The organism is Variovorax sp. Varisp41, assembly GCF_047325085.1.
In the GTDB taxonomy this organism is placed as follows: domain Bacteria; phylum Pseudomonadota; class Gammaproteobacteria; order Burkholderiales; family Burkholderiaceae_C; genus Variovorax.
The window spans coordinates 1,359,254-1,381,088 of sequence record NZ_CP168541.1 but is presented as its reverse complement, the minus strand read 5'-3'; the positions used below and the strand labels follow the sequence as shown (position 1 = coordinate 1,381,088).

General features: G+C 63.5%; 19 protein-coding genes. 7 read left to right on the top strand and 12 right to left on the bottom strand.

Annotated features, from left to right (window positions below; all coding sequences use genetic code 11):
- Positions 1–43 precede the first annotated feature (43 nt).
- The 9 genes from ACEN9J_RS37670 to ACEN9J_RS37630 all read right to left on the bottom strand — a co-directional run bounded on the left by ACEN9J_RS37670 (position 44) and on the right by ACEN9J_RS37630 (position 9,737).
- Positions 44–1,249 (bottom strand): MFS transporter, encoded by a 1,206-nt coding sequence (locus ACEN9J_RS37670; protein ID WP_284454568.1) that lies wholly within the window; start codon positions 1,247–1,249, stop codon positions 44–46.
- Between the two features lie 364 nt (positions 1,250–1,613).
- Entirely contained in the window at positions 1,614–3,179 is a 1,566-nt protein-coding gene (locus ACEN9J_RS37665; protein WP_203201291.1) for a fumarate hydratase, read from the bottom strand.
- Between the two features lie 47 nt (positions 3,180–3,226).
- Positions 3,227–4,555, bottom strand: a complete 1,329-nt coding sequence (locus ACEN9J_RS37660) for an MFS transporter (RefSeq protein ID WP_261212706.1) — start codon at positions 4,553–4,555, stop codon at positions 3,227–3,229.
- A gap of 66 nt (positions 4,556–4,621) precedes the next feature.
- Positions 4,622–5,290 carry a maleylacetoacetate isomerase gene (gene maiA / locus ACEN9J_RS37655; RefSeq protein WP_413764937.1) on the bottom strand — a complete coding sequence of 223 codons (669 nt, stop codon included), beginning with the start codon at positions 5,288–5,290 and terminating at the stop codon, positions 4,622–4,624.
- Entirely contained in the window at positions 5,287–6,276 is a 990-nt protein-coding gene (locus ACEN9J_RS37650) for a fumarylacetoacetate hydrolase family protein (protein WP_413764936.1), read from the bottom strand. The genes maiA and ACEN9J_RS37650 overlap by 4 nt, the downstream gene beginning before the upstream one ends.
- Positions 6,277–6,291: 15 nt before the next feature.
- Positions 6,292–7,254, bottom strand: coding sequence for an MBL fold metallo-hydrolase (locus ACEN9J_RS37645; RefSeq protein WP_413764935.1), 963 nt, complete (start codon positions 7,252–7,254; stop codon positions 6,292–6,294).
- Between the two features lie 22 nt (positions 7,255–7,276).
- Positions 7,277–7,855 (bottom strand): VOC family protein, encoded by a 579-nt coding sequence (locus ACEN9J_RS37640; RefSeq protein WP_413764934.1) that lies wholly within the window; start codon positions 7,853–7,855, stop codon positions 7,277–7,279.
- Between the two features lie 19 nt (positions 7,856–7,874).
- Entirely contained in the window at positions 7,875–8,081 is a 207-nt protein-coding gene (locus tag ACEN9J_RS37635; protein WP_413764933.1) for a DUF2783 domain-containing protein, read from the bottom strand.
- Positions 8,082–8,084: 3 nt separating this feature from the next.
- Positions 8,085–9,737, bottom strand: a complete 1,653-nt coding sequence (locus ACEN9J_RS37630) for an FAD-dependent oxidoreductase (protein WP_261212695.1) — start codon at positions 9,735–9,737, stop codon at positions 8,085–8,087.
- Positions 9,738–9,869: 132 nt separating this feature from the next.
- On the opposite strand from ACEN9J_RS37630, the gene ACEN9J_RS37625 reads away from it, so the two are divergent.
- A complete protein-coding gene (locus ACEN9J_RS37625; RefSeq protein WP_413764932.1) occupies positions 9,870–10,649 on the top strand; it encodes a response regulator transcription factor in 780 nt (259 codons plus the stop codon).
- 102 nt (positions 10,650–10,751) lie between these two features.
- Here ACEN9J_RS37625 and ACEN9J_RS37620 read toward each other — a convergent pair whose 3' ends face one another.
- Both ACEN9J_RS37620 and ACEN9J_RS37615 read right to left on the bottom strand, forming a co-directional pair.
- On the bottom strand, positions 10,752–11,795 hold the full coding sequence (locus tag ACEN9J_RS37620) for a relaxase/mobilization nuclease domain-containing protein (protein WP_413764931.1): 1,044 nt from the start codon (positions 11,793–11,795) through the stop codon (positions 10,752–10,754).
- 64 nt (positions 11,796–11,859) lie between these two features.
- Positions 11,860–12,402: a hypothetical protein gene (locus ACEN9J_RS37615; RefSeq protein WP_413764930.1), complete on the bottom strand. Its 543-nt coding sequence runs from the start codon at positions 12,400–12,402 to the stop codon at positions 11,860–11,862.
- 276 nt (positions 12,403–12,678) lie between these two features.
- Here ACEN9J_RS37615 and ACEN9J_RS37610 point away from each other — a divergent pair, with 276 nt between their 5' ends.
- Positions 12,679–12,918: a hypothetical protein gene (locus tag ACEN9J_RS37610; protein WP_057591516.1), complete on the top strand. Its 240-nt coding sequence runs from the start codon at positions 12,679–12,681 to the stop codon at positions 12,916–12,918.
- A 792-nt stretch (positions 12,919–13,710) separates the two neighbouring features.
- A complete protein-coding gene (sigJ, locus tag ACEN9J_RS37605; protein ID WP_261212689.1) occupies positions 13,711–14,649 on the top strand; it encodes an RNA polymerase sigma factor SigJ in 939 nt (312 codons plus the stop codon).
- 16 nt (positions 14,650–14,665) lie between these two features.
- Here sigJ and ACEN9J_RS37600 read toward each other — a convergent pair whose 3' ends face one another.
- A complete protein-coding gene (locus ACEN9J_RS37600; RefSeq protein WP_057591514.1) occupies positions 14,666–15,118 on the bottom strand; it encodes a carboxymuconolactone decarboxylase family protein in 453 nt (150 codons plus the stop codon).
- 463 nt (positions 15,119–15,581) lie between these two features.
- Here ACEN9J_RS37600 and imuA point away from each other — a divergent pair, with 463 nt between their 5' ends.
- The 4 genes from imuA (at position 15,582) to ACEN9J_RS37580 (ending at position 21,752) form a co-directional block, all read left to right on the top strand.
- A complete protein-coding gene (gene imuA, locus ACEN9J_RS37595) occupies positions 15,582–16,424 on the top strand; it encodes a translesion DNA synthesis-associated protein ImuA (protein WP_413764929.1) in 843 nt (280 codons plus the stop codon).
- Positions 16,366–17,733 (top strand): Y-family DNA polymerase, encoded by a 1,368-nt coding sequence (locus tag ACEN9J_RS37590; protein WP_413764928.1) that lies wholly within the window; start codon positions 16,366–16,368, stop codon positions 17,731–17,733. Before imuA ends, ACEN9J_RS37590 begins: the two co-directional genes overlap by 59 nt.
- Positions 17,734–17,742: 9 nt before the next feature.
- Positions 17,743–20,862, top strand: a complete 3,120-nt coding sequence (locus ACEN9J_RS37585; protein WP_413764927.1) for an error-prone DNA polymerase — start codon at positions 17,743–17,745, stop codon at positions 20,860–20,862.
- Between the two features lie 521 nt (positions 20,863–21,383).
- Positions 21,384–21,752: an H-NS histone family protein gene (locus ACEN9J_RS37580; RefSeq protein ID WP_261212685.1), complete on the top strand. Its 369-nt coding sequence runs from the start codon at positions 21,384–21,386 to the stop codon at positions 21,750–21,752.
- The last annotated feature ends 83 nt before the right edge of the window (positions 21,753–21,835 follow it).

The following is a 21,835-nucleotide window of genomic DNA, read 5'->3' as shown; positions in this document are numbered from 1 at the left end:
AGAAGAAGGCAGGATGGTCCTGCTCGTCGTCGAGTGGCTGCCGTCAGATCGTTTGCTGGGTGAGCGTCAAACGCGCGCGCAACGCCAGTGCCAATGGGACCACGGTGATGGCAGTCAGTGCCGTCGCGCATGTAGCCCACTGGATGCCGACCCGATCCCCCAGGAGACCGTACAACACCGGTGAAATCGCGCTCGAGCCGATGGTGCCTGTGTAGAAGAGCGCAAAGGCACGTTCATCATTTCCCCCGGGGGCCAGTTCGGGTACTGTGCCGTACAGTACGGACGAAGTTCCGTTCATGAGCGCGCCCAGCAACGGCAGCAAGGCCAGCGCGGGAATCAGGGGACACAGCATCACGGATAGGATGCACACCGCAGTCCCGCATTCGGTTGTGAGCACGGTGCCGATGACGCCCATGCGCTGGCCGAGCCAGCCGCAAATGAACTTCCCGGCGGCCCCGCCGATGAAGACCATCGCCAGAGCTGTGCCCAGCATCGACGTCGATATGCCCTTGCCTTTGAGCAGGAACGGCAAGAAGGTCAGCAGCCCCATGCGCACGCCGCTGTCCAGCACACCGATCGCCAGAAGGAGCCGGAAGCCGGTGGCTGACGGATTCTTTTCATCGGCGCCGTCAACGTCTTCGATCGCCGGGTCGCGAGGTGTTGACGGAAGCCAAAGTGCCAGACCTGCAGCGATCAATCCACCGAGCATGGACATGGCCCACAGTGCATGACGCCACGGCATCATGGTGGCCAGCAGCGAGATCGCCGCAGGCAGGGCGGCCTTGCCCAGATCTCCGGCAAAGTTGTAGATACCGAGGGGGCCGCGGGCGTTGCGGCCATAGGCGCGCGACACTGCACCAGAAGCCAATGGATGCTGGGTACTTGAACCGCTGCCCGACAAGGCCAGTGCGACGCACAAGCCAAGCAGGCCACCCGACAGGCCCGCCGCTGCATAACCCAGCGCGGCGAGCAGCGTCCCGAGCGCCAGCGTGGCACGGCCTCCGATCCAACTCGCCAGACGACCTGCGGAGAGCTGGAGCATAGCCATCGTTCCGGTGTAGACGCCCCGCACCAACGCCAGCGAGGCATAGCCGAGTTGGAACTCCGCCTGCCAGATCGGCAGCAGCGCGTAAATCATGTCGCCGTAGCCGTCGTGCAGTGCATGTGCAGCACAGGTCGCCCATAACACGCGGGTGCGACTGCTGGATGCCTTTTTCGCCTCAGTCGGCTGCGAAACTGCGGTAGGCATCGTCATGGTGCGATGCTAGAGCGCCGCCTTCGTCGACACCATCGACGATATGTCACATCAGCTGCTAGGAAAACTCACATCGGCCACCTGGGAGAATCTGGAGCGCTAGGCAGACCTCAACCTGTGGTGAAACAGACCCGATGATGGCTGCGCCGGGTTGAGGCCCAATCTGCTTGCACCTGGAAACGCTTTGCGCCGTACGGTGTTGAGCGGCTGGACATGTTGGGGCGCCCCGACGTTTCCCGCCAATGACTTTGTGACACTCCTTGACAGCGAGCACCCAGCACGCTCAGCCCGCCCACGCCGCTGTCGAACACGCCGACGGGCGAAGCGGAAGCGGGCGGCTGCGGACGCGCGGCGAGGCTCAAGCGGGTTCCAGCGTGATGGTCTTGAATTCGCCGCTGGCGATGCGCTTCTGCCACTCGGCCGGGCCGGTGATGTGCGCGCTGGTGCCGCCGGCGTCGACCGCCACCGTCACCGGCATGTCGACCACGTCGAATTCGTAGATGGCTTCCATGCCCAGGTCCTCGAAGCCCACCACCTTGGCGGTCTTGATCGCCTTGCTCACGAGGTAGGCGGCGCCGCCCACGGCCATCAGGTAGGCGCTCTTGTGCTTCTTGATCGCCTCGATCGCGACCGGGCCGCGCTCGGCCTTGCCGATCATCGCGATCAGGCCGGTCTGGGCCAGCATCATCTCGGTGAAGCCGTCCATGCGCGTGGCGGTGGTCGGGCCGGCCGGGCCCACGGCCTCGCCCTTCACCGGATCGACCGGGCCCACGTAGTAGATGACGCGGTTGGTGAAGTCCACCGGCAGTTTCTCGCCCTTGGCCAGCATGTCCTGGATGCGCTTGTGCGCGGCGTCGCGGCCGGTGAGCATCTTGCCGTTGAGCAGCAGCGTGTCGCCGGGCTTCCAGCTCGCCACTTCGGCCGGCGTGAGCTTGTCGAGGTCGACACGCTTGCTCTTCTTCTCGTCGGGTGCCCAGTCGATCTTGGGCCACAGGTCGAGCGAGGGCGCCTCGAGGTAGACCGGACCGCTGCCGTCCATCACGAAGTGCGCATGGCGCGTGGCCGCGCAGTTCGGGATCATCGCCACCGGCTTGCTGGCCGCGTGGGTCGGGTACATCTTGATCTTGACGTCGAGCACGGTCGCGAGGCCGCCCAGGCCCTGCGCGCCGATGCCCAGGGCGTTGACCTTCTCGAACAGCTCGAGGCGCAGGGCCTCGACCTTGGTGAGCTCTTCCTTGCCCTCCTTGGCGAGTTGGGCCTTGGCCTGCAGCTCGTGCATGTCGAGGTCGTCCATCAGGCTTTCCTTGGCCAGCAGCGCGGCCTTCTCGGCCGTGCCGCCGATGCCGATGCCCAGCATGCCCGGCGGGCACCAGCCGGCGCCCATGGTGGGCACGGTCTTCAGCACCCAGTCGACCACGCTGTCGCCGGGGTTCAGCATCACCAGCTTGCTCTTGTTCTCGCTGCCGCCGCCCTTGGCGGCCACCGTCACCTCGACTTTGTCGCCGGGCACGATCTCGGTGAAGATCACCGCGGGCGTGTTGTCCTTGGTGTTCTTGCGATCGAACTGCGGATCGGCCACGACCGAGGCGCGCAGCGTGTTGTCGGGGTGGTTGTAGCCACGGCGCACGCCTTCGTTGATCGCGTCGTCGAGGCTGCCGGTGAAGCCGCCCCAGCGCACGTCCATGCCCACCTTGAGGAACACGTTGACGATGCCGGTGTCCTGGCAGATCGGGCGCTGGCCGGTCGCGCTCATCTTGCTGTTGGTGAGGATCTGCGCCATCGCGTCCTTGGCGGCGGGACTCTGCTCGCGCTCGTAGGCCTTGGCCAGGTGGGCGATGTAGTCGGCGGGGTGGTAGTAGCTGATGTACTGCAGCGCGGCGCTGATCGATTCGATCAGGTCGGCCTGCTGGATCGTGGTGGTCATGGTGAGGAAGCGTTCAAAGCGGCGACGCGATCTCGCGCCGGACGTGGTCAGCCTTGGTCATCGAGGTCGAGGCCAGGACGATCGTGCACGCTCGACACCGCGACGAAGGACACGGCAGCCATCAAGGCGATGTAGACGCCGACCAGCCACGACTGGCCCCACGTGGAGATGATCCACTGAGCGATCGTGGCCGCGAATGCACCACCCAGGATGGAGCCCAGCGCGTAGCCCACGGACACACCCGAATAGCGGACCTTGGCCGGGAACATCTCCGCATAGAGCGCAGCCTGTGGTCCATAGGTCAGTCCGAGCGGGATGGACAGGACCAACAAGGCCACCAGGAACAGGCCAATCTGCGCCGTGTCGATCAGGAACCACATGGGGATCGCCCACACGGCGAGCATCACATAGCCGATCTGGAAGGTTCGCACGCGCCCGATCCGGTCACCGAGCACCCCGCCGATCAACGTCGAGACCAACCATCCCACAGCTGCCACCGTACAGGCGGCCAACAGTTGCTGCGACGGCAACTGAAGCACGCGCTGACCGTAGCTCAGAAAGAAGGCGACGAGCAGGTAGCCCGCGGCATTGTTGCCCACGAAGATCAACGCCGTCTGCAGCACCTGCCTGCGGTGATGGCGAAAGAGCTGACCCAGCGGCGCAGCGGATTCGCGGCGCCGCTCGTGCATGCGCAAGAAGACGGGCGACTCCTCCACCGAACGGCGGATCAGTCCGCCGACCACCACGAGCGCGATCGAGAACAGAAACGGAAGGCGCCATCCCCATTCGAGAAACCGCTCCTTGCCAAGCACCGAGGTGACAGCCCAGAGCACACCCGTGGCGACGATCATGCCGATCGGCACGCCGATCTGGGGGAAGGCGCCGAAGAACGAACGCTTGTCGGCCGGCGCGTGTTCCACCGACATCAACGCGGCACCGCCCCATTCGCCGCCGGCCGAAAAGCCCTGCAGGATGCGCAGCAGGATCAGCAGAACCGGAGCCCAAACCCCGATCTGGGCGTAGCCGGGGAGCACCCCGATCAGGGTGGTTGCCGCGCCCATGAGAATCAGCGTGGCGGCCAGCACGGCCTTGCGTCCGAAGCGGTCGCCCAGGTGGCCGCAGATGATGGCGCCCAGCGGCCGAAACAGGAAAGCCACACCGATGGTGGCGAACGCCAGCAACAGCGACAGACCCGGATTGTTCTGTGCGAAGGGTGCGAAGAACAACGGCCCGAGCACCAGGCCCGCCGCCTGGGCGTAGATGAAATAGTCGTACCACTCGATGGCGGTGCCGACGAGGGTGGCGGTCAGGACTTTCTTGTCCTCGCGCGTCGCGGGCGGGTCCTGTGAGATCGGGAGAGAGGCGGTAGGGGGCACGGTTGTCTCCGAGGAAATGTGAACGTCCTTCAGGGCGACGTCCGGTTGTCGTTATGAGGGTTCGAGTCAGGAAGGCGACGACGTCGGCGCGTCGGGCTGGCGCTCGGGGCGCGCCGCATCGAAGGCCGCGAGGCTCTCGCAGGCTGCGGCGATGGCCAGGATGCGCGGGTAGGCGGCCATCGGCACCTCGTAGCGCCTCGCGTTGTAGATCTGCGGTATCAGGCAGCATTCGACGATCGAGGGTCGCGCGCCCAGCGCGAATGGGCCGGCCTCGAAAGACTCCAGCGCGGACTCGAGGGCCTGAAAGCCTTCGTGGCACCAATGCCGGTACCAGTCGGCAACCTGGGCATCGTCCGCGCGCAGCGAACCGCGCAGGCGCTTGAGGACGCGCAGGTTGTTGAGGGGATGGATTTCGCACGCCACGAGCTGGGCCAGTGCACGTGCTCGCGCGCGTTGAGCCCGGTCGCCTGGAAGAAGCGGGGGCGCGGGATTGCGCTCCTCGAGGTACTCGATGATGGCGAGCGACTGTTGCAGCCGCAGGCCATCGATCTCCAGCATGGGCACCAGGCCGAAGGACGCAAGATCGCGGTAGCGCTGCTGCAGGTGCTCGCCATTCGCCATGTGCCAGCAGACGGATTCGAAGGCGATGCCTTTGAGGCCCAGCGCGATTCGCACGCGATAGGCGGCGGAGCTGCGCCAGTAGCTGTGCAGGCGCACGGAGGAGGCGGAACTCACGGCGATGCCCCTTCGATACGCACGACCTGATCGATCGCGCCGAAGATGCTGGCGTCCCCGTCATCGCGCATCTCGATGCGGACACGGTCCCCGTGCTTGAGGAACGGTGTGTGCATCCGGCCTTCGCGCAGCTGCTCGCGCACGCGTGCCTCGACGAGGCAGCACACACCCGCCTCGTCGCCGCGGTTAGACACGGTGCCGCTGCCCAGGACGGTTCCGGCGATCAATCGTCGCGTGCGCGCCGCATGGGCAATCAGTTCGCCGAAATGGAACTGCATCTCCTCGCCGGCCTGTGGACGTCCGAGCTGCCTGTCGTTGAGCCAGACTTCCATCGTGCGGTGCAGCTTGCCGCCGCGCCAATGGCTGCCCAGTTCGTCGGGCGTGACGAGCACCGGAGACAGCGCGGAGGCCGGCTTGGACTGGATGAAGCCGAAGCCCTTGGCCAGTTCGGGCACCACCAGCGAGCGCAGGGTAACGTCGTTGACCAGGCCCAGCAGCCGGATATGCCCCAAGGCCTCCTGTGCGTTGACGCCCAGCGGAACGTCACCGGTCACCACGATCACCTCCGCCTCGAGGTCGACCCCCAGTTCCTCGCTGGCCGCCACGATGTCATCGCGCGGGCCGATGAAGTCGTCCGAGGCGCCCTGGTACATCACGGGATCGGTGAGGAAGGACGGCGGCATTTCGCCGCCGCGCGCGCGGCGCGTCATCTCGACATGGTTGAGGTAGGCGGAGGCGTCCAGCCACTGATAGGCGCGTGGCAGCGCGGCGGCGCAGCGGGATGCGTCGAAGGCTTCTCCCGCGTCAATGTGCGCGTTGAGCGCTTCGTAACGCGCCTGGAGGTCGGCCCGAAACTCAGGCCAGCGGTCCAGCGCTTGCTGCATGCTGTTCACCGATGCGGGCGCCGCGGTCATGCGTTGCAGATCGCGGCTCACGATGACCAACTGTCCGTCGCGCGTGCCGTTCTTGAGGGTGGCAAGTTTCATGATGGGCGTCTGCGTTCAGTCGTTGAGGGCGCTCCACATGTCCCGATCGCGTTGCGCGGTCCATACGCGCGGCACCTCGATGCCGCTCGCTTCGTCGTAGGCGCGCGACACGTCGAAAGGAATGCAATGCTCGTAGATGAAGACGTGGCCGAATTCCGGGTCCATCGCCTGGCGTGTCGCTGCATACACCTCGCGCAGCGATTTCCCCTCGCGCACGCCCTGCTGGGCGCAGCCGTAGAGCGTTTGCACCCAGCGGCGCGTGTACGCGATGCCGGCGCGGCTGTCCTCGGGCGTCTTCAATGCGGGGCCGCGGCCCGGCACCAACTGGCGGGGTTGCAGCGCTTCGAGCGCGTCCAGGGTGGCGGGCCATTGCGCCAGATGGGCGTCGCCCGTGTAGACGCCGGCGTTGTACTCGACCAGATCGCCTGAAAAGCAGATGCCTTGCGAAGGGATCCAGGCCACCGCATCGCCCTTCGTATGCCCGGCGCCCAGGTGCATCAGCTTCACTTCGAGACTGCCCAGGTGCAGCGTCAGCTCGCGCTCGAAGACGATCGTCGGCCAGGTCAGCCCCGGAATGTCCTCGGCCGACTGGAAAAGACGGGGGAAGCGCCCGATCTCCGAGTCCATGTCGGCCTGGCCACGTTCGGCGATCAGTTCGAGGGTGCCGCGGCTGGCGAAGATGTTGACCGCACCGTGCGCCGCGTAGGCCGAAGCGCCCAGCACGCGCACCGCGTGGTAGTGGGTGAGCACCACATGGCGGATGGGCTTGTCGGTGACGCCGCGGATGGCCTGGATCAGGCCTTGCGCCATGGCGGGCGTGGCGGTGGCGTCGATCACCATGACGCTGTCGTCGCCAATGATCACGCCCGAGTTCGGATCTCCGTCGGCGGTGTAGGCATAGGCGTTGTCGGAAAGGCGCTCGAAGGAGATCGTTTTCTTGGCGAGATCGGCGTGCGAGGCGAAGGCTTTGTTGTTCATGGTGCTGGGGTGGAATTCGTCGTCAATGGGAAGTGGGGTTGTCGTGTCGCGCCCGGCTGCTGGTGCCGCTTTGTCCCGGGCGCAGGCCTCGGGCCTTGTCGCGCGTCCACGCGGCGAGTTCTTCGTGCGCGATGCGGCGCTTTTGCTCGACGTAATCGGCGATGGGTGCCGCATCCAGGCGCACGGTCAGCTCCAGACGCAGACCATTGGGGTCGAAGAAGTAGATGGAGCGGATGAAGTGGTGGTCGGTGACGCCCACCACCGCCACGCCGTGCGCGAGCAGCCTTTCGCGCATCTGCGTCACCTCCGCTTCGCTGTCCAGCTCCATCGCGAAGTGATTGACCCAGCCCGGTGTGTGCGGGTCCTGCCGGGTGACGGCGTTGTCGCCCAGGTCGAAGAAGGCGATGTGGGAGTGGTCGGCGAATTCGAAGAACAAGTGCACGAAGGGGCAATGCTCCCCTGTGGACGGCACGACTTCCTCCTTGACGACATGCACCAGCGGCAGGCCGAGGATGTCTTCATAGAAATGCCGGGTTTCTTCGGCGTCTCGGCAACGCCAGGCGAAGTGATGCAGGCCGCGGGCCTGGATGGCGGGTGTCATGGCGGGTCCTCGAAATGGATCAGGGGATGGCGAGCGCGAAGCCTTGTGTGTCATGACGCAGGACCTCCGCGATGGCTGCATGCACGGCCTGCGGGTCATCGAGGGACTCCGCCAGCAGCAGCACCAGGCATGCAAGGCGATCGCGTTGCGCAGTGACGTCGGGCAGGTCGGTCAATGCGACCAGGTGTTCCAGTACATCGTCCAGTTGTTGTTGCGTTGCGGGCACGTCTCAAGCCTCCTCACAGGCGATAGGGGTTGCATCCAGCGCTGTCTGCAGCAGAGCGGGAAGTCTCTCCATGGCATCGGTCTCGTCGATCGCCAGCACGGCCATGACGTGCTGATCGGGTCGAATGAGCCACACCGCACCGGTTGCGGCGTGCGGGCCCAACTGACGGGCCAGCGCCGCGCGGCCTGCCCCGTCGCAGTACCGTCCGACGGCGACCCAGTGCAACAGCGGATGCGCTGCGCGATGCGAGGGCAGCTCGTCCGAGAGCACCAGTGCGGTGAACCAAGGGCCGAGAACCTGGTGCAGCGTTGTGCGCGGCCGCGACGCGCCAACGTCTTCGCTGGAGAGCACCACATTCGGAAGCGCCGCGCCGGTCTGCGCATGCCTGCCGGCTGCGAGCGCTGACGCGGGGTAGATGGCGGGCGTGCAAAGGCGTCCGGTGTTGATCATGCGGGCCGCCCAATCGTGGTCCGGCGCCAGCGCGATGATGGCGTCGCGCCACAGCGCGGCCGAGCTGTGCGCCCCCGGGTAGACGAAGCGCGAAGACCGGCGTGCCTGGCGAATGTTCTCCTGCGCCGCGTGCTTGCGCTCGTGGCCGTAGCTGTCCAGCACGGCCTCGCCAGCGAGCCCTTGCAGATGCAGCGCCAGTTTCCAGCCGAGGTTGTCGGCATCCTGAATGCCGCCATTGCCGCCACGTGCGCCAAAAGGCGCCACCAGGTGGGCGGCGTCGCCCACGAAGAGGACCCGTCCCGTGCGCAGATCGTCCAGGCACTCGTGGCGATAGCCCCAGGCGCCTGACCAGGCGATGTCGAACGCAACGTCCGGTCCCACGAGCCTGGCGACCCGCTCGCGCATCGCTGACTCCGTTGTCGCGATCGCGGTGTCTTCATCCGGTGCCAACTGGAAGTCGAGGCGCCAGGTATCGTCCGCCATCTTGTGTCGCCAGACCGCGCGTCCATCGTTGGCGCTCGCATCCAGCCAGGTCCAGCGCTCCTCGGGCCATTCACCCGTGCGCAGGATGACATCGATGATGATCCAGCGGTCTTCGGTGCGGTCGTGAAGCCGGGGCGCGATTCCCAGGGCTGTGCGCACCCGGCTGTTGGCGCCATCGCAGGCCAGAATCCATTGCGCACGGGTGGTGTAGGCCCCCTCGGGCGTCGTCACGTCGAGCGCGACGTGGTCCTCGGTCGGACGGACGGCGACGACCTCGTTCAACCAGCGCAACTCGGCCAGCGGCTCGCGTTGCAGGGCTTCGACGAGAAACTTCTCGACGTAGTACTGCTGCAGATTCGCGAATCCGTTGTGACGCATGTCGGGTTGCGCCTGCAGGCTGAACGAGGTGACGGCGGCATCGCGGCACAGGACCCGACCGAGGTTCCAGCGCACGCCCTTGGCGACGACTTCGTGCGCGATGCCCAGGCGCTCGAAGATGTCCAGCGTGCGCTGGGCCCAGACCATGCCGCGCGAGGCCAACCCACGCACGCCCACGGTGTTGTCATCGTCCAGGACCACGACGCGGATGCCGCGTCGCGCCAGGTCGAGCGCCGCACTGAGGCCGCTGAGTCCGCCACCCACCACGATGACAGGGTGCGGCGTGTCTTGGGGGCGGTCGAGCTCGCCGGGGCGTTTGTAGGAATAGACGGGAAGTTCTAACATTCAAGGACTGCGGTTCGTGCCGCTCAAGGTGACCGGCACGAATTTAGGAGCCGGCCCCTTTTCGGTCTGTCCTGTCGAGTGAGGACATCGACAAGGGACGAGGCCCGTCGCCGCGGCAGGAGAATCAGAAAGATGGAGACGAACGAACTGGCCACCTTGGCCCCGATGCGGGATGTCTGGGCACCCCAGGCGATCCTCGACCTGGGGCGGCCGATGTTTCACGCGACCTTGCTGCGCGGGCTCCACGAGGTGGTGGGTGTGGATCACATGTCCCACCTGCGCTACGACCGCACGGGCCGCATCGGCTATGCGCGTTGCGCGAGCCTGCTCGATCAGTCGATGATCGAATGGACCACGGACGTCTATGTGAATCGGCTCTATCAGCGCGATCCCAACTACCAGCGCGTGTGCGAGTCCATACGCGATCCTGTCTCGGACGTGCAACTGGTATCTGTCTCGCCCGAGAGCATTCGAGATCGCGAGTACCGTCAGCAGTTGTTCGAGAAGCCTGGCTTCGCAAGCAAGATCTCGTTGTTCGGTACCTGGGGCGAGCGGACTTGCTACATCAACCTGTACTTCTCGCGCGCGGTGTCGAGCAGAACCACGGCGCTGCTGCGCTACTGTAGCCCTTCGTTGATCGCCCTGGCACAGCGCCATGACGAGTTCGCCACGCAACCGCCGCCGTCGATTTCCGCGGTGACCATCGACATGGCGTCACTCTCCGTGCGTGAACGGCAGGTCGCCGAACTTCTTTGGCGCGGCCACACGGCCAAGGAGGTCGCCCGCGCGCTGAACCTCTCGCCCACCACCGTGCTGACTTACAAGTCCCGTCTCTTCGAGAAGACGAACTCCGCCAACCTCAAGGAATTCCTGCTTCGCTCGCCCGGTCGAGTTCACGGCGCAGTTCACTAGCCCGGACTTCGCATCTTGCTGGTTCGGCAAGCCTCGAGAATCGCTGTCTCCCCGTGCATGGTGTTGAGCCCGAAGGAGGCGTCAAAGTGCCGAAGTTGGGTTTCATCGCGTCCGGGGTCCTTTGTCATGGGCCAGAGCCGTCGGGTCCGGGCGGCGCTCGGCCTGCGTCTTCCAACGTTCTGCGAGCCATCTGGCGTCGGTCTGCACTGCAGGCATGCTCGCGACAAAGCGATCGACCTGCACTGCCAGTTCGGCCTCGCCCTGCCGGCGCAGCTGCTGAGCCGTGGCGCGCCAATCATGGAGTACTCCTTGTCGCGTGCGTTGCATCGCCTCGAGACCTTGATCGATGACGTGCTCCTGGGTGCCGAGGAGACGAAGCACTTTTTCGATCTTGGCTTGCATGAAGGTGGAAGTCTTTGGCGCCTGATGCTGGCTTTTCTCTCCCGGTGGTAACCGAGCGGCCGCCTGGAGCGCCTGCAGGCGGTGATGGACTGCCGTACTGTAGGGGGTGCGAATCTGTCCACGCACCTGCCTGGCGGTCGCGTTCGCCGTCACGCCTTCCTCGCGCAAGAGTGCCGCGAACTGCTCACGCCACTGCCTGAGCGTGGCTTTGTAGATGCACAGCCGCTTTGTTGGCTCGTACTCCTGCTCGCTTTTGACGACCAGATGGACGTGCGGATGCGCCTGGTCGACATGCAAGGTCATCGCGTATCGGTGGCGCTGCCCGAAGTTCGTGCGTGCGAATGCGCGCACGGTCGTCAGCAGCTTGTCCGACGGCGTACCTTGCGGCATCGATAGCACGATGTTGTGAGCGACCTTGGGACGGCTGTCCGTTTGACCTTTGCGCGGCTTGGACTTGTACTGACCTTTGCAGAGCTCCAACTGCCAGTCGCTTGCGAGTTCGCGAGCGGCGTCTCTTCCTTGATGGGTGCGTCCTTCATCGTCTTCGAGGGGGAGTTTTCCCTGCCGGCCGATGTAGTCCAAATGGACCTGAACGCTGGAGGCGTCGCGTCCGCCGCCGGTCACTTTCACCATCACCTCTGGTGCACGATCGACCGTGCGCCGGATCTGCGCGATCTCGTCGGAACTGAAGCGCAAGACGCCGCCTGGCCCCTTGCGACCATAGCTCACGATGTCCAGCGACATGTCGGGTGTGGTCCCGAACGGTGCGGCGCCCTGCCGACTGGCTTGCGCGTTTCTCGCAGGCATTTCAGTCCGGCGCGCCGGTTTCCCAGCAAATCAGGTTTCTGCGAACAACGGCCGCCACTTCTTCGCGCGCTGTTTCCACCTGGCTTCGGGCCTCCTCAAGCAACTCGCCCACTGCCGTGGGCACTCCGACCGGCGTGTTCGGCGTGCCGAACGACTCGAGTTGCCGTCTTAGCGCGGCCAGGTGCGCGCAGAGGACCTTGAGCTGTGTCAGTTCGCAAGGGGGTGGCACCGCCGAGCGGCGTACATGGTTGCGCACCAGCAGGACCAAGTAGCTGCTGAGCTTCATGCCGCATGCTTCGGCACGCAGCGTCGCCAAGGCGCGGTCACCCGGCCGAAGGCGAAGTGCGACGCGAGGCAGGGTTGAATCGTCCGCCTCGAGTGCAGGCGTTGCATCCTTTTCGGGGTGGGCCTGTTCGTCTGAGTTCGAACTTTTGAGAACCTCGTTCACCATCCGTGCGAGCAGGTGTGACTCGCAGAGGCCATGAAGTGCTGCCAGCGCGGAAAAGCGTGCCCGAGTTTCCGATGACACGCGGGTTCGGATCATGCTGGGGCGACAGTTGGAAGTCATTGCGCGACGACAACGTTCGATAGTTCAGTTGAACTCTATCGATTCACTGTCGACGGACAAGGACTTTGCGGTCGAACCCTCGAAGGCGTGCGCGGAAGCGCTCGCGCCAACGACGCTGCTGGGCGAGGTACCGCGCGGTTCGAGCTAAGTGTTGATAGCGTATCGCTCTGGCACTTATCGGAAATGGTAGTGGTTCAAAATGTGCTCCCACCCCAAGCTCGCGGCCTGAACGAGCTCTCCGTGATGCCCAGAATGCCGAAAGCCACCCGAACTGCTGAGCAGCTGCAAGAGCTGCTACTGGAGAGAATCAGTCGAATCCCAGGTCTTCGAGGCGAAGACACGGACGTCTACAGAGGCGGCGTGATCTGGATGGAGGCCGGCGAGGGGTACCCGAACTGGACCGTCCGCGTCATGAGCGATCGAGGTACGCATCGCAATGACATCGCTCGTGCCATCCGCGAACTCCAGTTGAAGTTCGATCTGGAGGCATGAGAGGTGCCGGCATGAGGATCAGACTCTGTGCATGCTCACCGCCCTCTTTGCGTCAGGAGCGGCGGCCTCTGATGGTTTTCCATGTGGAATTGCCAGCATCAAGCCGCTCAGAGGCACCGTTGAATTCGCTTCAATGGTCAAGCCTACTGGTACATCACGGCGAGCCAGCTCCAGTACATAAGCGGGTCAAAAATCATTGTCAACATCGAGGATGGCGAAAACTTTCCCTCCGTTGAAGCGGATGCTCTGTATGTCCCAGACGGTTAGCAACTGCAGCTCTGGATTCCACACATGTCTTGCCGAGTCCGTGTCAGCCTGAACACAGAACTGCCAGGCGTGTACGTGACTGAGAGCACGGCGGGCGTGCTTGGCAAATCAAACACTGGAGAAGTTTTTTACCCTTTGCGTGACCTGCAGACAGGACGGATGACGGTCAGTGGTCCAATTATTGCCGGTGTGGCCAGACACGTGCCCTAAAACCGCCGCGCTGCCTTGGCAGCGAGCTCATGCAGTGGGGTTGGGGTGTAATTCTTGGATCAACTCGACAAACGGCGTGCGGTTCTGGGGGCTCGGTTGAGATCCCGTCCCATGCGCTACAGCCGTTGCCATCCTGTTCAGATTGGCTCACTTATGCTCGGTGAGTGAGCGTCCAAGCGCTCAGCAATGGCCGCTTTCTGAGGCAGTCCAAACGCGGTCGCAAGCCATTGGGCAGCAGTTCTGGGTGCGAGATGCAGATCCGTAGGCCAGCGCTGCAGCGCATTCGCAGATGTCTGGGATACGATTGATGAGTTCTTGAACCTTCTGACTGGTAGGCAGGATTTGTCCGACGTTTTTGAACAGGTGCGGCATCGTCTCTATTCCATCGGGTATCGAATGTTGGCTTCCGCGCACGAGGCAGAAGATCTGGTTCAAGACGCCTGGCTGCGATGGCATGAATTCCGCAGGGAGAGCCAAAACAAGGTGCTCAATGCCGAGGCTTGGCTCGTGAAGATGACGACTCGGATGGCAATCGACCGGCTGCGCGCGGCGAAGCTAAGGCGCGAGACCTATCCAGGCTATTGGTTGCCCGAACCGCTGCTTGAGGATGACCACACCAATCCGGAGGAAATCTACTCGCTGGCCGACGACGTTTCTGTAGCATTTCTGATTCTTCTTGACCATCTCTCACCAGAGGCCCGCGCCGCATTTCTTCTGCGCGAGGTCTTCGATGTTGACTATGACCAAGTAGCTCAAATCTTAGGGAAAACAGAAGCGGCAGCGCGACAGATCGTGCACCGTGCACGGCGCGAACTGGAGAAAGCTCGCGCAAAAGATCCGCGCCCGCCGGCATTGCCCGTACGCAACGAGCACCAACACCAGGTGCTGCGGGACTTCGCTCATGCGATTTCACGTGGCGACTTCGCGGGGCTGCAAGCTCTTCTTGGCGAACACGCTAAGCTGTTCAGTGACGGCGGTGGCTTGGTCCCGAGCTTTGGTACGCCTCTTCTGGGCGCACGTCGCATCGCTTTGATGTACTTTGCATCACACCGCCGTTATGGCGGGGCGATGCAGGTCCAACTGGTGAAGCTCAATGGTCGATGGGGCCTATTGCGCTACATCGACGGGCAATTGGAATCGGCGCAGTCCTTTGAGATCGGCGACCAGCAGATCCAAAAGATCCATGTGCAGCGCAACCCAGAAAAGCTGGCGCGTCTTGCCGCCACTCTGGTTCGCTTGCCTGCAGTCGTGTGATGGCAAGGGCTGGCCGTTATTCGACTTTCGCACGGGGTTTTAGACGGAAACTGACGCCGAGGCGGTTGATGGCGTTCATGGTTGCGATCGTGAGGGTAAGGTCGACCAGTTCCTTCTCGCTGAAGACGGCCGCTGCGGCTGCATAAGCTTCATCGGACGCATGCGTTTCACTGACCAGGGTCACTTCTTCGGCCCACGCGAGGGCTGCGCGCTCTTGATCCGAAAACAGGTAGGCCGCTTCGTGCCACACCGGGACCAGCACAGCCTTGTCGACCGACATACCCGACTTGATCAAATCGCGTGTGTGGATGTCGATGCAATGGGCGCAGCCATTGATCTGGGAGACCCGGAGAAAAACCAAGTCGATGAGCTGAGCCGGAAGGTCAGTGTCCTTGGTGACGAAGTGATGAAGGCCCCCAATGGCCTTCGCACCTTCGGGCGAGACTTGAAACCAATTTGCGCGTTGCATGATCTTTCTTTCCTTTTGTGTGAAGACTGGCAACATCACCAGCCTTCGCTTGTAAGACGGCCGACATCGACTTGTTGTGACATGCCCGCCGGAGCATTCCGGCATTCCCACCTTGAAGTCGTGGCTGCGATCGTTGTCGCGTTGCCAGTCATGTGTCAGCAGGCTTTTCTTGGTCCGGCGCCTGGAAGTTGAACGAAGGCTGCGGGCGCGACATTCCGCCCCAGTTCGGCCGCCAGTCGCGCTCCCCTTGTACCTCCCACGTGCCGTCGCGTCACTCGAAGACTTGCTCCTGATGTTCGCTAGGCGTTGCGTTGTGGCAGTACGCCTCTGGGGCCTGATGCAACGCACAGAAACTCCAGGGGTGCTGCGTTCGCACCTCAAAAACCCGCCAAATTTGTAAACCTTCTTGCTAAACGGCTGGAGGCTCAAGGATACTGTATTTCCATACAGCATCGGAGTCCACATGGTCGCCTCCCTGTCGTGGGTGGGTGGCGACGACGCGTCCCCCACCCCTTTCGCTTCCCATGCACCGCGCGACCCGAAAGGCCGTCCGCTGCTCCTTCCGCCCGCGGTGGAATCCGCGATCTGGCGGGGGGATGCCCTGGGTAGCCCCGTGACCCGCATCGTCAGCAGTGGCTTCGAGGCCCTGGACGCAGAACTGCCCGGTGGTGGGTGGCCTTGCGGTTCGCTGACCGAAGTTCTGCAGGTGCAGGCGACGGTTCTCGAATGGCGACTCTTCGCGCCCGCCGTGCGTGCGCTGGTCTTGCAAGGCAAGCAGATCGTGGTGGTGGGGCCTCCCAAGGCTCCGCATATCCCAGGGCTTGTTCATCTGGGACTCGACGAGCGTCATCTGGTCTGGATTCACGCGGACAAGCCCGTGGAGCGGCTGTGGGCGATCGAACAGCTGCTCAGGGCCAACGCAGCGGGCATGGTGCTGGGATGGGTGCCGCAGGCTCGTCAGGAGCAGATTCGTCGCCTGCAGGTTGGCGCGCAGAGCTGCGATGCGCCGATCATCCTCTTTCGACCGGCTGCGGCCGCGCACGAGGCGTCGGCCGCGCCGCTGCGCCTGCAAGCGCGATTCGGCATCGATTGGGAACTGCGAGTGCAACTGCTCAAGCGCAAGGGGCCCGCGCACGATACGGAGCTGCGTCTGCCATCGATCCCCGGTGGTCTGGCGGACATCCTCACGCCGCGCCTGCAACACCCGAGCCGTCTGATCGCGGCGCGTCATTCCAGAGAGTTCCCTCATGCTGTGGGCAGCATTGCTCCCGGACAACCTGCCGGACGATCCGAAGCCGCGCACTGAAGCGCTCGACGGTCTGGCGACCTGGTGCCTGCAGTTCACCCCGCGTGTTGCCGTCCTCGAAGCGCTTTTGTCGTGTCCCGGCATCGTGATGGAACTCGAGCAAAGTTTGCGACTGTTTGGCGGCAAGCGCCGGTTGGTGGAGCGGGTGCGCGAAGAGTGCGTCGATCTTGGCGTGCGACACCTCGCATGGGCTCCCACAAGCTTGGCCGCGCTCGCACTCGCGCGAGCGGGCCTGTCCAATGGCTTTGCGAAGCCCTTGGCGCAACTGTTGGATGCATTGCCGCTGGAGACACTCACGCAGGTCGCCGTGCACCAAGCCACACTGGCACGCCTGGGTTGCCAGACCTTGGGACAGGTCCGCGCCCTACCGCGCGGTGGCCTGAGCCGGCGCTTTGACGCGCAGTTGCTTGGAGCCCTGGATCAGGCGTACGGCTTGCGCCCTGACGGTCATGCGTGGACCCAGCTGTCGGAAACTTTCCATGCGAAGCTCGAGCTGATGGCGCGTGTGGAGCATGCGCCGGCGATGATTTTCGGTGCTCGTCGACTGATGCTGCAGATGGCGGGGTGGCTTCTGGCACGGCGCTCAGGCGTGACTGCCTTCACCTTGCGCTGGTGCCATGACGCCATGCGCTCGAAGGCGGCAGGTGATGGCGGCGAAATGACTGTGCGAACGGCCCATGCCACGCGCGACACCGAACACCTGATGCGGCTTCTGGCTGAGCACTTGGTCAAGGTCGAACTGCTGGCGCCAGTGGGCGATCTGGAGCTAGTGGCCAACGAGGTGCACCCGTTGGAGGAAAAAAGCTTCTCCATGCTGCCCGAGACGAAGCAGTCGGGTGAGAGCCTGGCGCTCGTCCTCGAGCGCATCGCAGCACGCCTGGGCCCGGACCGCGTGTTGCGCCCGGTCCTCGTCGAGGACCACCGGATGGAATGGATGTGTCGTTGGCGACCGGCGCCCGAACGCGCGCCTCGCATCGGGTGCAGGCCGCTTGACGTGCCGCAGCCGAGCTTCATGCTCGCCAAGCCGCTGCGTCTTGCCGTTCAGGACAACCGGCCGATCTACCAGGGTGTGCTTCAACTGCTGGCGGGCCCCCATCGCGTGGAGGGCGGCTGGTGGGATCGCACAACAGGTGTCGAGGCCGGCAACAACGAGGGAGCGTTTTCCGCCGTTCCGCCGCCGGAGACCACTCGCCATGTCGCACGCGACTACTGGGTGGCCGTGAGCGAGCATGCCGGTGTGCTATGGATTTTTCAGATGCGCCTGGCCCGGGAAGAGATCGCCTGGTTTCTCCATGGCACCTTCGCTTGAGGGCTCTAAATGCAACTGCCCCTGTATGCCGAGCTGAAGTGCTTGAGCAACTTCAGCTTTCTTCGTGGGGCAAGCCGCCCAGAGGAACTGGTCGAGCGCGCGAAGAAGCTTGGCTACTCGGCCTTGGCGATCACGGACGAGTGCAGCCTGGCGGGCGTGGTTCGCGCCCATGTTGCCGCCAAGGAGCACGATATGAAGCTGCTGATCGGAAGCCAGTTCCGAGTGGACACGGAGGGGGCGCATCCCGACGCGGTTTCCTTCACGCTCACCGTGCTCGCGTGCCATCTGGAAGGTTATGGCAACCTGTCGCAGTTCATCACCAAACTGCGCCGTGCTTGCGCGAAGGGAAGCTATCGCCTTGATCTGCAGGACATCAGGGGGAGCGAGCTGGACGGCTGTGTCGTCTTGGCTTCGCCACAGCGCATGGCGACTGCCGTCCAGCTCGAATGGATCGGGCGCTGGCTGCTGGCCGAGTTCACAGGACGTTGCTGGTTCGCGGTGGAGAAGCTGCGATTGCTGGACGACGAGATGTGGCTGCACCGATTGGAGCGCGTCGGCCGGGACACGGCGATTCCGCTGGTGGCTGCCGGCGATGTGCATTTTCATGTTCGCTCTCGCAAACCGCTCCAGGACGTGATGACCGCCACGCGGCTGGGCAAGCCATTGACCGAATGCGGGCTCGACCTGCAGCCCAATGCCGAGCGGCACTTGCGAACCCGTTTGCGCCTCGCCCAGACCTACAGCGTAGAGCTGCTCGCGCGCACGCTCGAGGTCGCCCAGCGATGCAGCTTCAGCCTGGACGAGTTGCGTTACCAGTACCCTGACGAGGTGGTGCCCGCAGGGGAAACACCCGCCAGCTACCTGCGCCGAATTACCTATGAAGGGGCGGGCCGCCGCTGGCCGGACGGCATTCCGGCCGCGATGCACACGCAGATCGAGCACGAGCTTGCGCTGATTGCAGACCTGGGCTACGAACACTACTTCCTCACGGTGGCCGACATCGTGGCCTTCGCACGGTCTCGGCACATCTTGTGCCAGGGCCGCGGCAGCGCCGCCAACAGCGTGGTCTGCTACTGCACGGGTGTCACGGAAGTCGATCCGGGCCGCATGAGCGTGCTGTTCGAGCGATTCATCTCCAAAGAGCGCAATGAGCCGCCCGACATCGATGTCGATTTCGAGCATGAGCGCAGGGAGGAGGTGCTGCAGTACCTGTATCGGAAATATGGACGTGATCGCGCAGCGCTCACGGGGGTGGTGATCAGCTACCGTCCCAAGAGCGCCATTCGCGATGTCGGCAAGGCGCTGGGGATGTCACTGGAGACAGTGGACGCGCTGGCCAAGGGGCATCAATGGTGGGATGGCGCCCAGGTTCACCCCGAGCGGTTGCCGGAAAGCGGCCTCGCGCTGGATTCGTTGCAGGTTCAGCAACTAATGCATCTGACGGGCGAGCTCATTGGTTTTCCTCGGCACCTGAGCCAGCACACCGGCGGCTTCGTGCTCACCAAGGGACCGCTGTGCCGCATGGTGCCGATCGAGAACGCCGCGATGCCAGATCGCACCGTGATCGAATGGGACAAGGATGACCTGGATTCGCTCGGCCTGCTCAAGGTCGACTGTCTGGCGCTGGGCATGATGACTGCGATACGCAAGGCGCTGGACTTCATCGGGCAGCGCAAGGGCTGCGTGTTCAGCGTGCAGGACGTCCCTGCCGAAGACCCTGCCACGTACGACATGATCTGCAAGGCAGACACGGTGGGCGTTTTCCAGATTGAGAGTCGCGCACAGATGAGCATGCTGCCCAGACTCAGACCTCGATGCTTCTACGATCTGGTGATCGAGGTGGCCATCGTTCGGCCGGGGCCGATTCAAGGAGGCATGGTGCATCCGTACCTCAACCGGCGCCAGGGCAAAGAGCCCGTGGTCTACCCGAGCGAGGCGCTGCGCGAAGCACTGGGTCGCACGCTGGGCGTTCCTGTGTTCCAGGAGCAGGTGATGCAGATCTCGATCCTGGCAGCAGGCTTCACCCCTGGGGAAGCCGACGGTTTGCGTCGCGCGATGGCAGCGTGGCGCCGCAAGGGTGGCCTGGAGCACTATCACACGAGAATCGTCGAAGGCATGAAGGCGCGTGGCTACGACGAGGGCTTCGCGCGCGCCATCTTCGAGCAGATCAAGGGTTTCAGCGAATACGGCTTTCCCGAGAGCCATGCCGCTTCGTTCGCCCTCTTGGTCTACACGAGTTGCTGGATCAAGTGCCACCACCCGGCTGAGTTCCTGGCGGCGATGCTCAACTCGCAGCCACTGGGCTTCTACTCCCCTTCGCAACTCGTGCAGGATGCGCGCCGCCATGGCGTGGAAGTACGAGCGGTCGATGTCATGCACAGCGATATCGACTGCACGCTCGAGGACCTGGTGCATGAACCGGCGGTGCGCCTGGGACTGCGGATGATTACCGGCTTTCAGACTGCTTCGGCGCAGCGTGTTGTCGATGCTCGCGCGCAATGTCCTTTCGACAGCGCCGAGGACCTCGCGCTGCGCGCAGGGCTGGAGCGTCATGAAATGAAGCGGTTGGCTGCCGCGGATGCGTTGATGAGTCTTTCGGGACATCGGCGGCAGCAGGTGTGGGACGCGGCCGGGCTGCTAGCGGGGCCCGGAATTCTGCGCGAGGCGCCTATCGACGAGGACTTGCTCGAGCTCGCTCCTGCGCCAGAAGGCGAGGAAATCATGTTTGACTATGCGTCGATAGGCTTGACGCTGCGCAGGCATCCTTTGTCCTTGCTACGGGAGCGCTTGGCGCATCGAGGAATGATGACCGCGGAAGAACTGGATACCGTGGGCAACGGAGCGCAGGTCAGCCATTGCGGCATCGTGACGTTGCGGCAGCAGCCCGACACAGCCAAGGGAACAATCTTTGTTTCCTTGGAGGATGAAACGGGCGTCGTGCAGGTGATCGTGTGGAAAGGCTTGAGGGAGTTGCAGCGAAGCGAACTCCTGGCCTCCAAACTGATGGCGGTGCACGGAATCTGGCAGCGCGAAGGAGAGGTCAAGAATCTCATCGCCTCTCGGCTGGAGGACCTGACGCCTTTGTTGGGAAGGCTAGCGAAAGCAACCGAAAGCCGGGATTTTCGGTAGGCGGACTGCAGCCAGAACCCCCTGCGCATGTGCGCCGAGGCCGCCTCGATCAGAAAAATGCCATCGAGTTGGAGAACAGTCCGATGGAATGAATGAGCAACGAAACCGGTGAGACTTGCGAGTGACGCTGTGCGCGGCAGGCAACGGTTGATGTGGCATCGCGTTGCTCTCACGCGAACGTGCACGACCCGGAACGCCAGCCGTGGTCAGTCTTTTTGGATCACGGTGGCTCATCCCTGGTGCCAGCACCTCTTTCAAGCTCTTGAATTGAGGATTACGTTGGTTGCGTCGGAAAAGTTCGAAGATCATCAGATCTGGCGATGACCGCGCAAGGGATAAGTTCAATCAGGCTGAGATCAGGTTAGGTGGATGGCTCTTCCTTGATCGCTTGACAGTCCGTTTCTCGGAAACAACCCGATGTGTGCAGATTTGGATTCTTTCGATGTATTTCAAGAAAATGGCAAGCCTCACTTTTTTGAGAGCGTCGATATCTATGATAAAAATCGATACCTCAAAATTAAATGAACCACCAAGCAATGGCAAAAAAGACTTTCCTCGAGATTCAAAAGCAAATCGAACAGCTTCAGCAAGAAGCCGATCAGTTGCGCAAACAGGAGTCCAATGAGGTGCTCGCGCGGATCAAAGAAGCCATCGCCGTGTACGGCTTCACCGCTGCGGAACTCGGCGTCGCGGGGGGCGCCAAGCGCGGTCGCACACCGAAGGCCTTATCGGGTAAAGCGGGTCGCAAGTCCTCTGGCAAGGGGGGTGCATCGGCACCGAAGTATCGTGATCCGAACGGCAATGTGTGGAGTGGCCGCGGTCCGCGCCCGGCTTGGTTCAAGGCCGCTTTGGACGCCGGCAAGTCGGCAGAAGACTTTCTCGCCAAGTAGCACTCGGGACTGCCGCCTGCAGGAGGTGGCAACTGTCAAAACCGGACGCTTGGGTTTGCCCCTCGCGCTTGAGGCTCATGAAG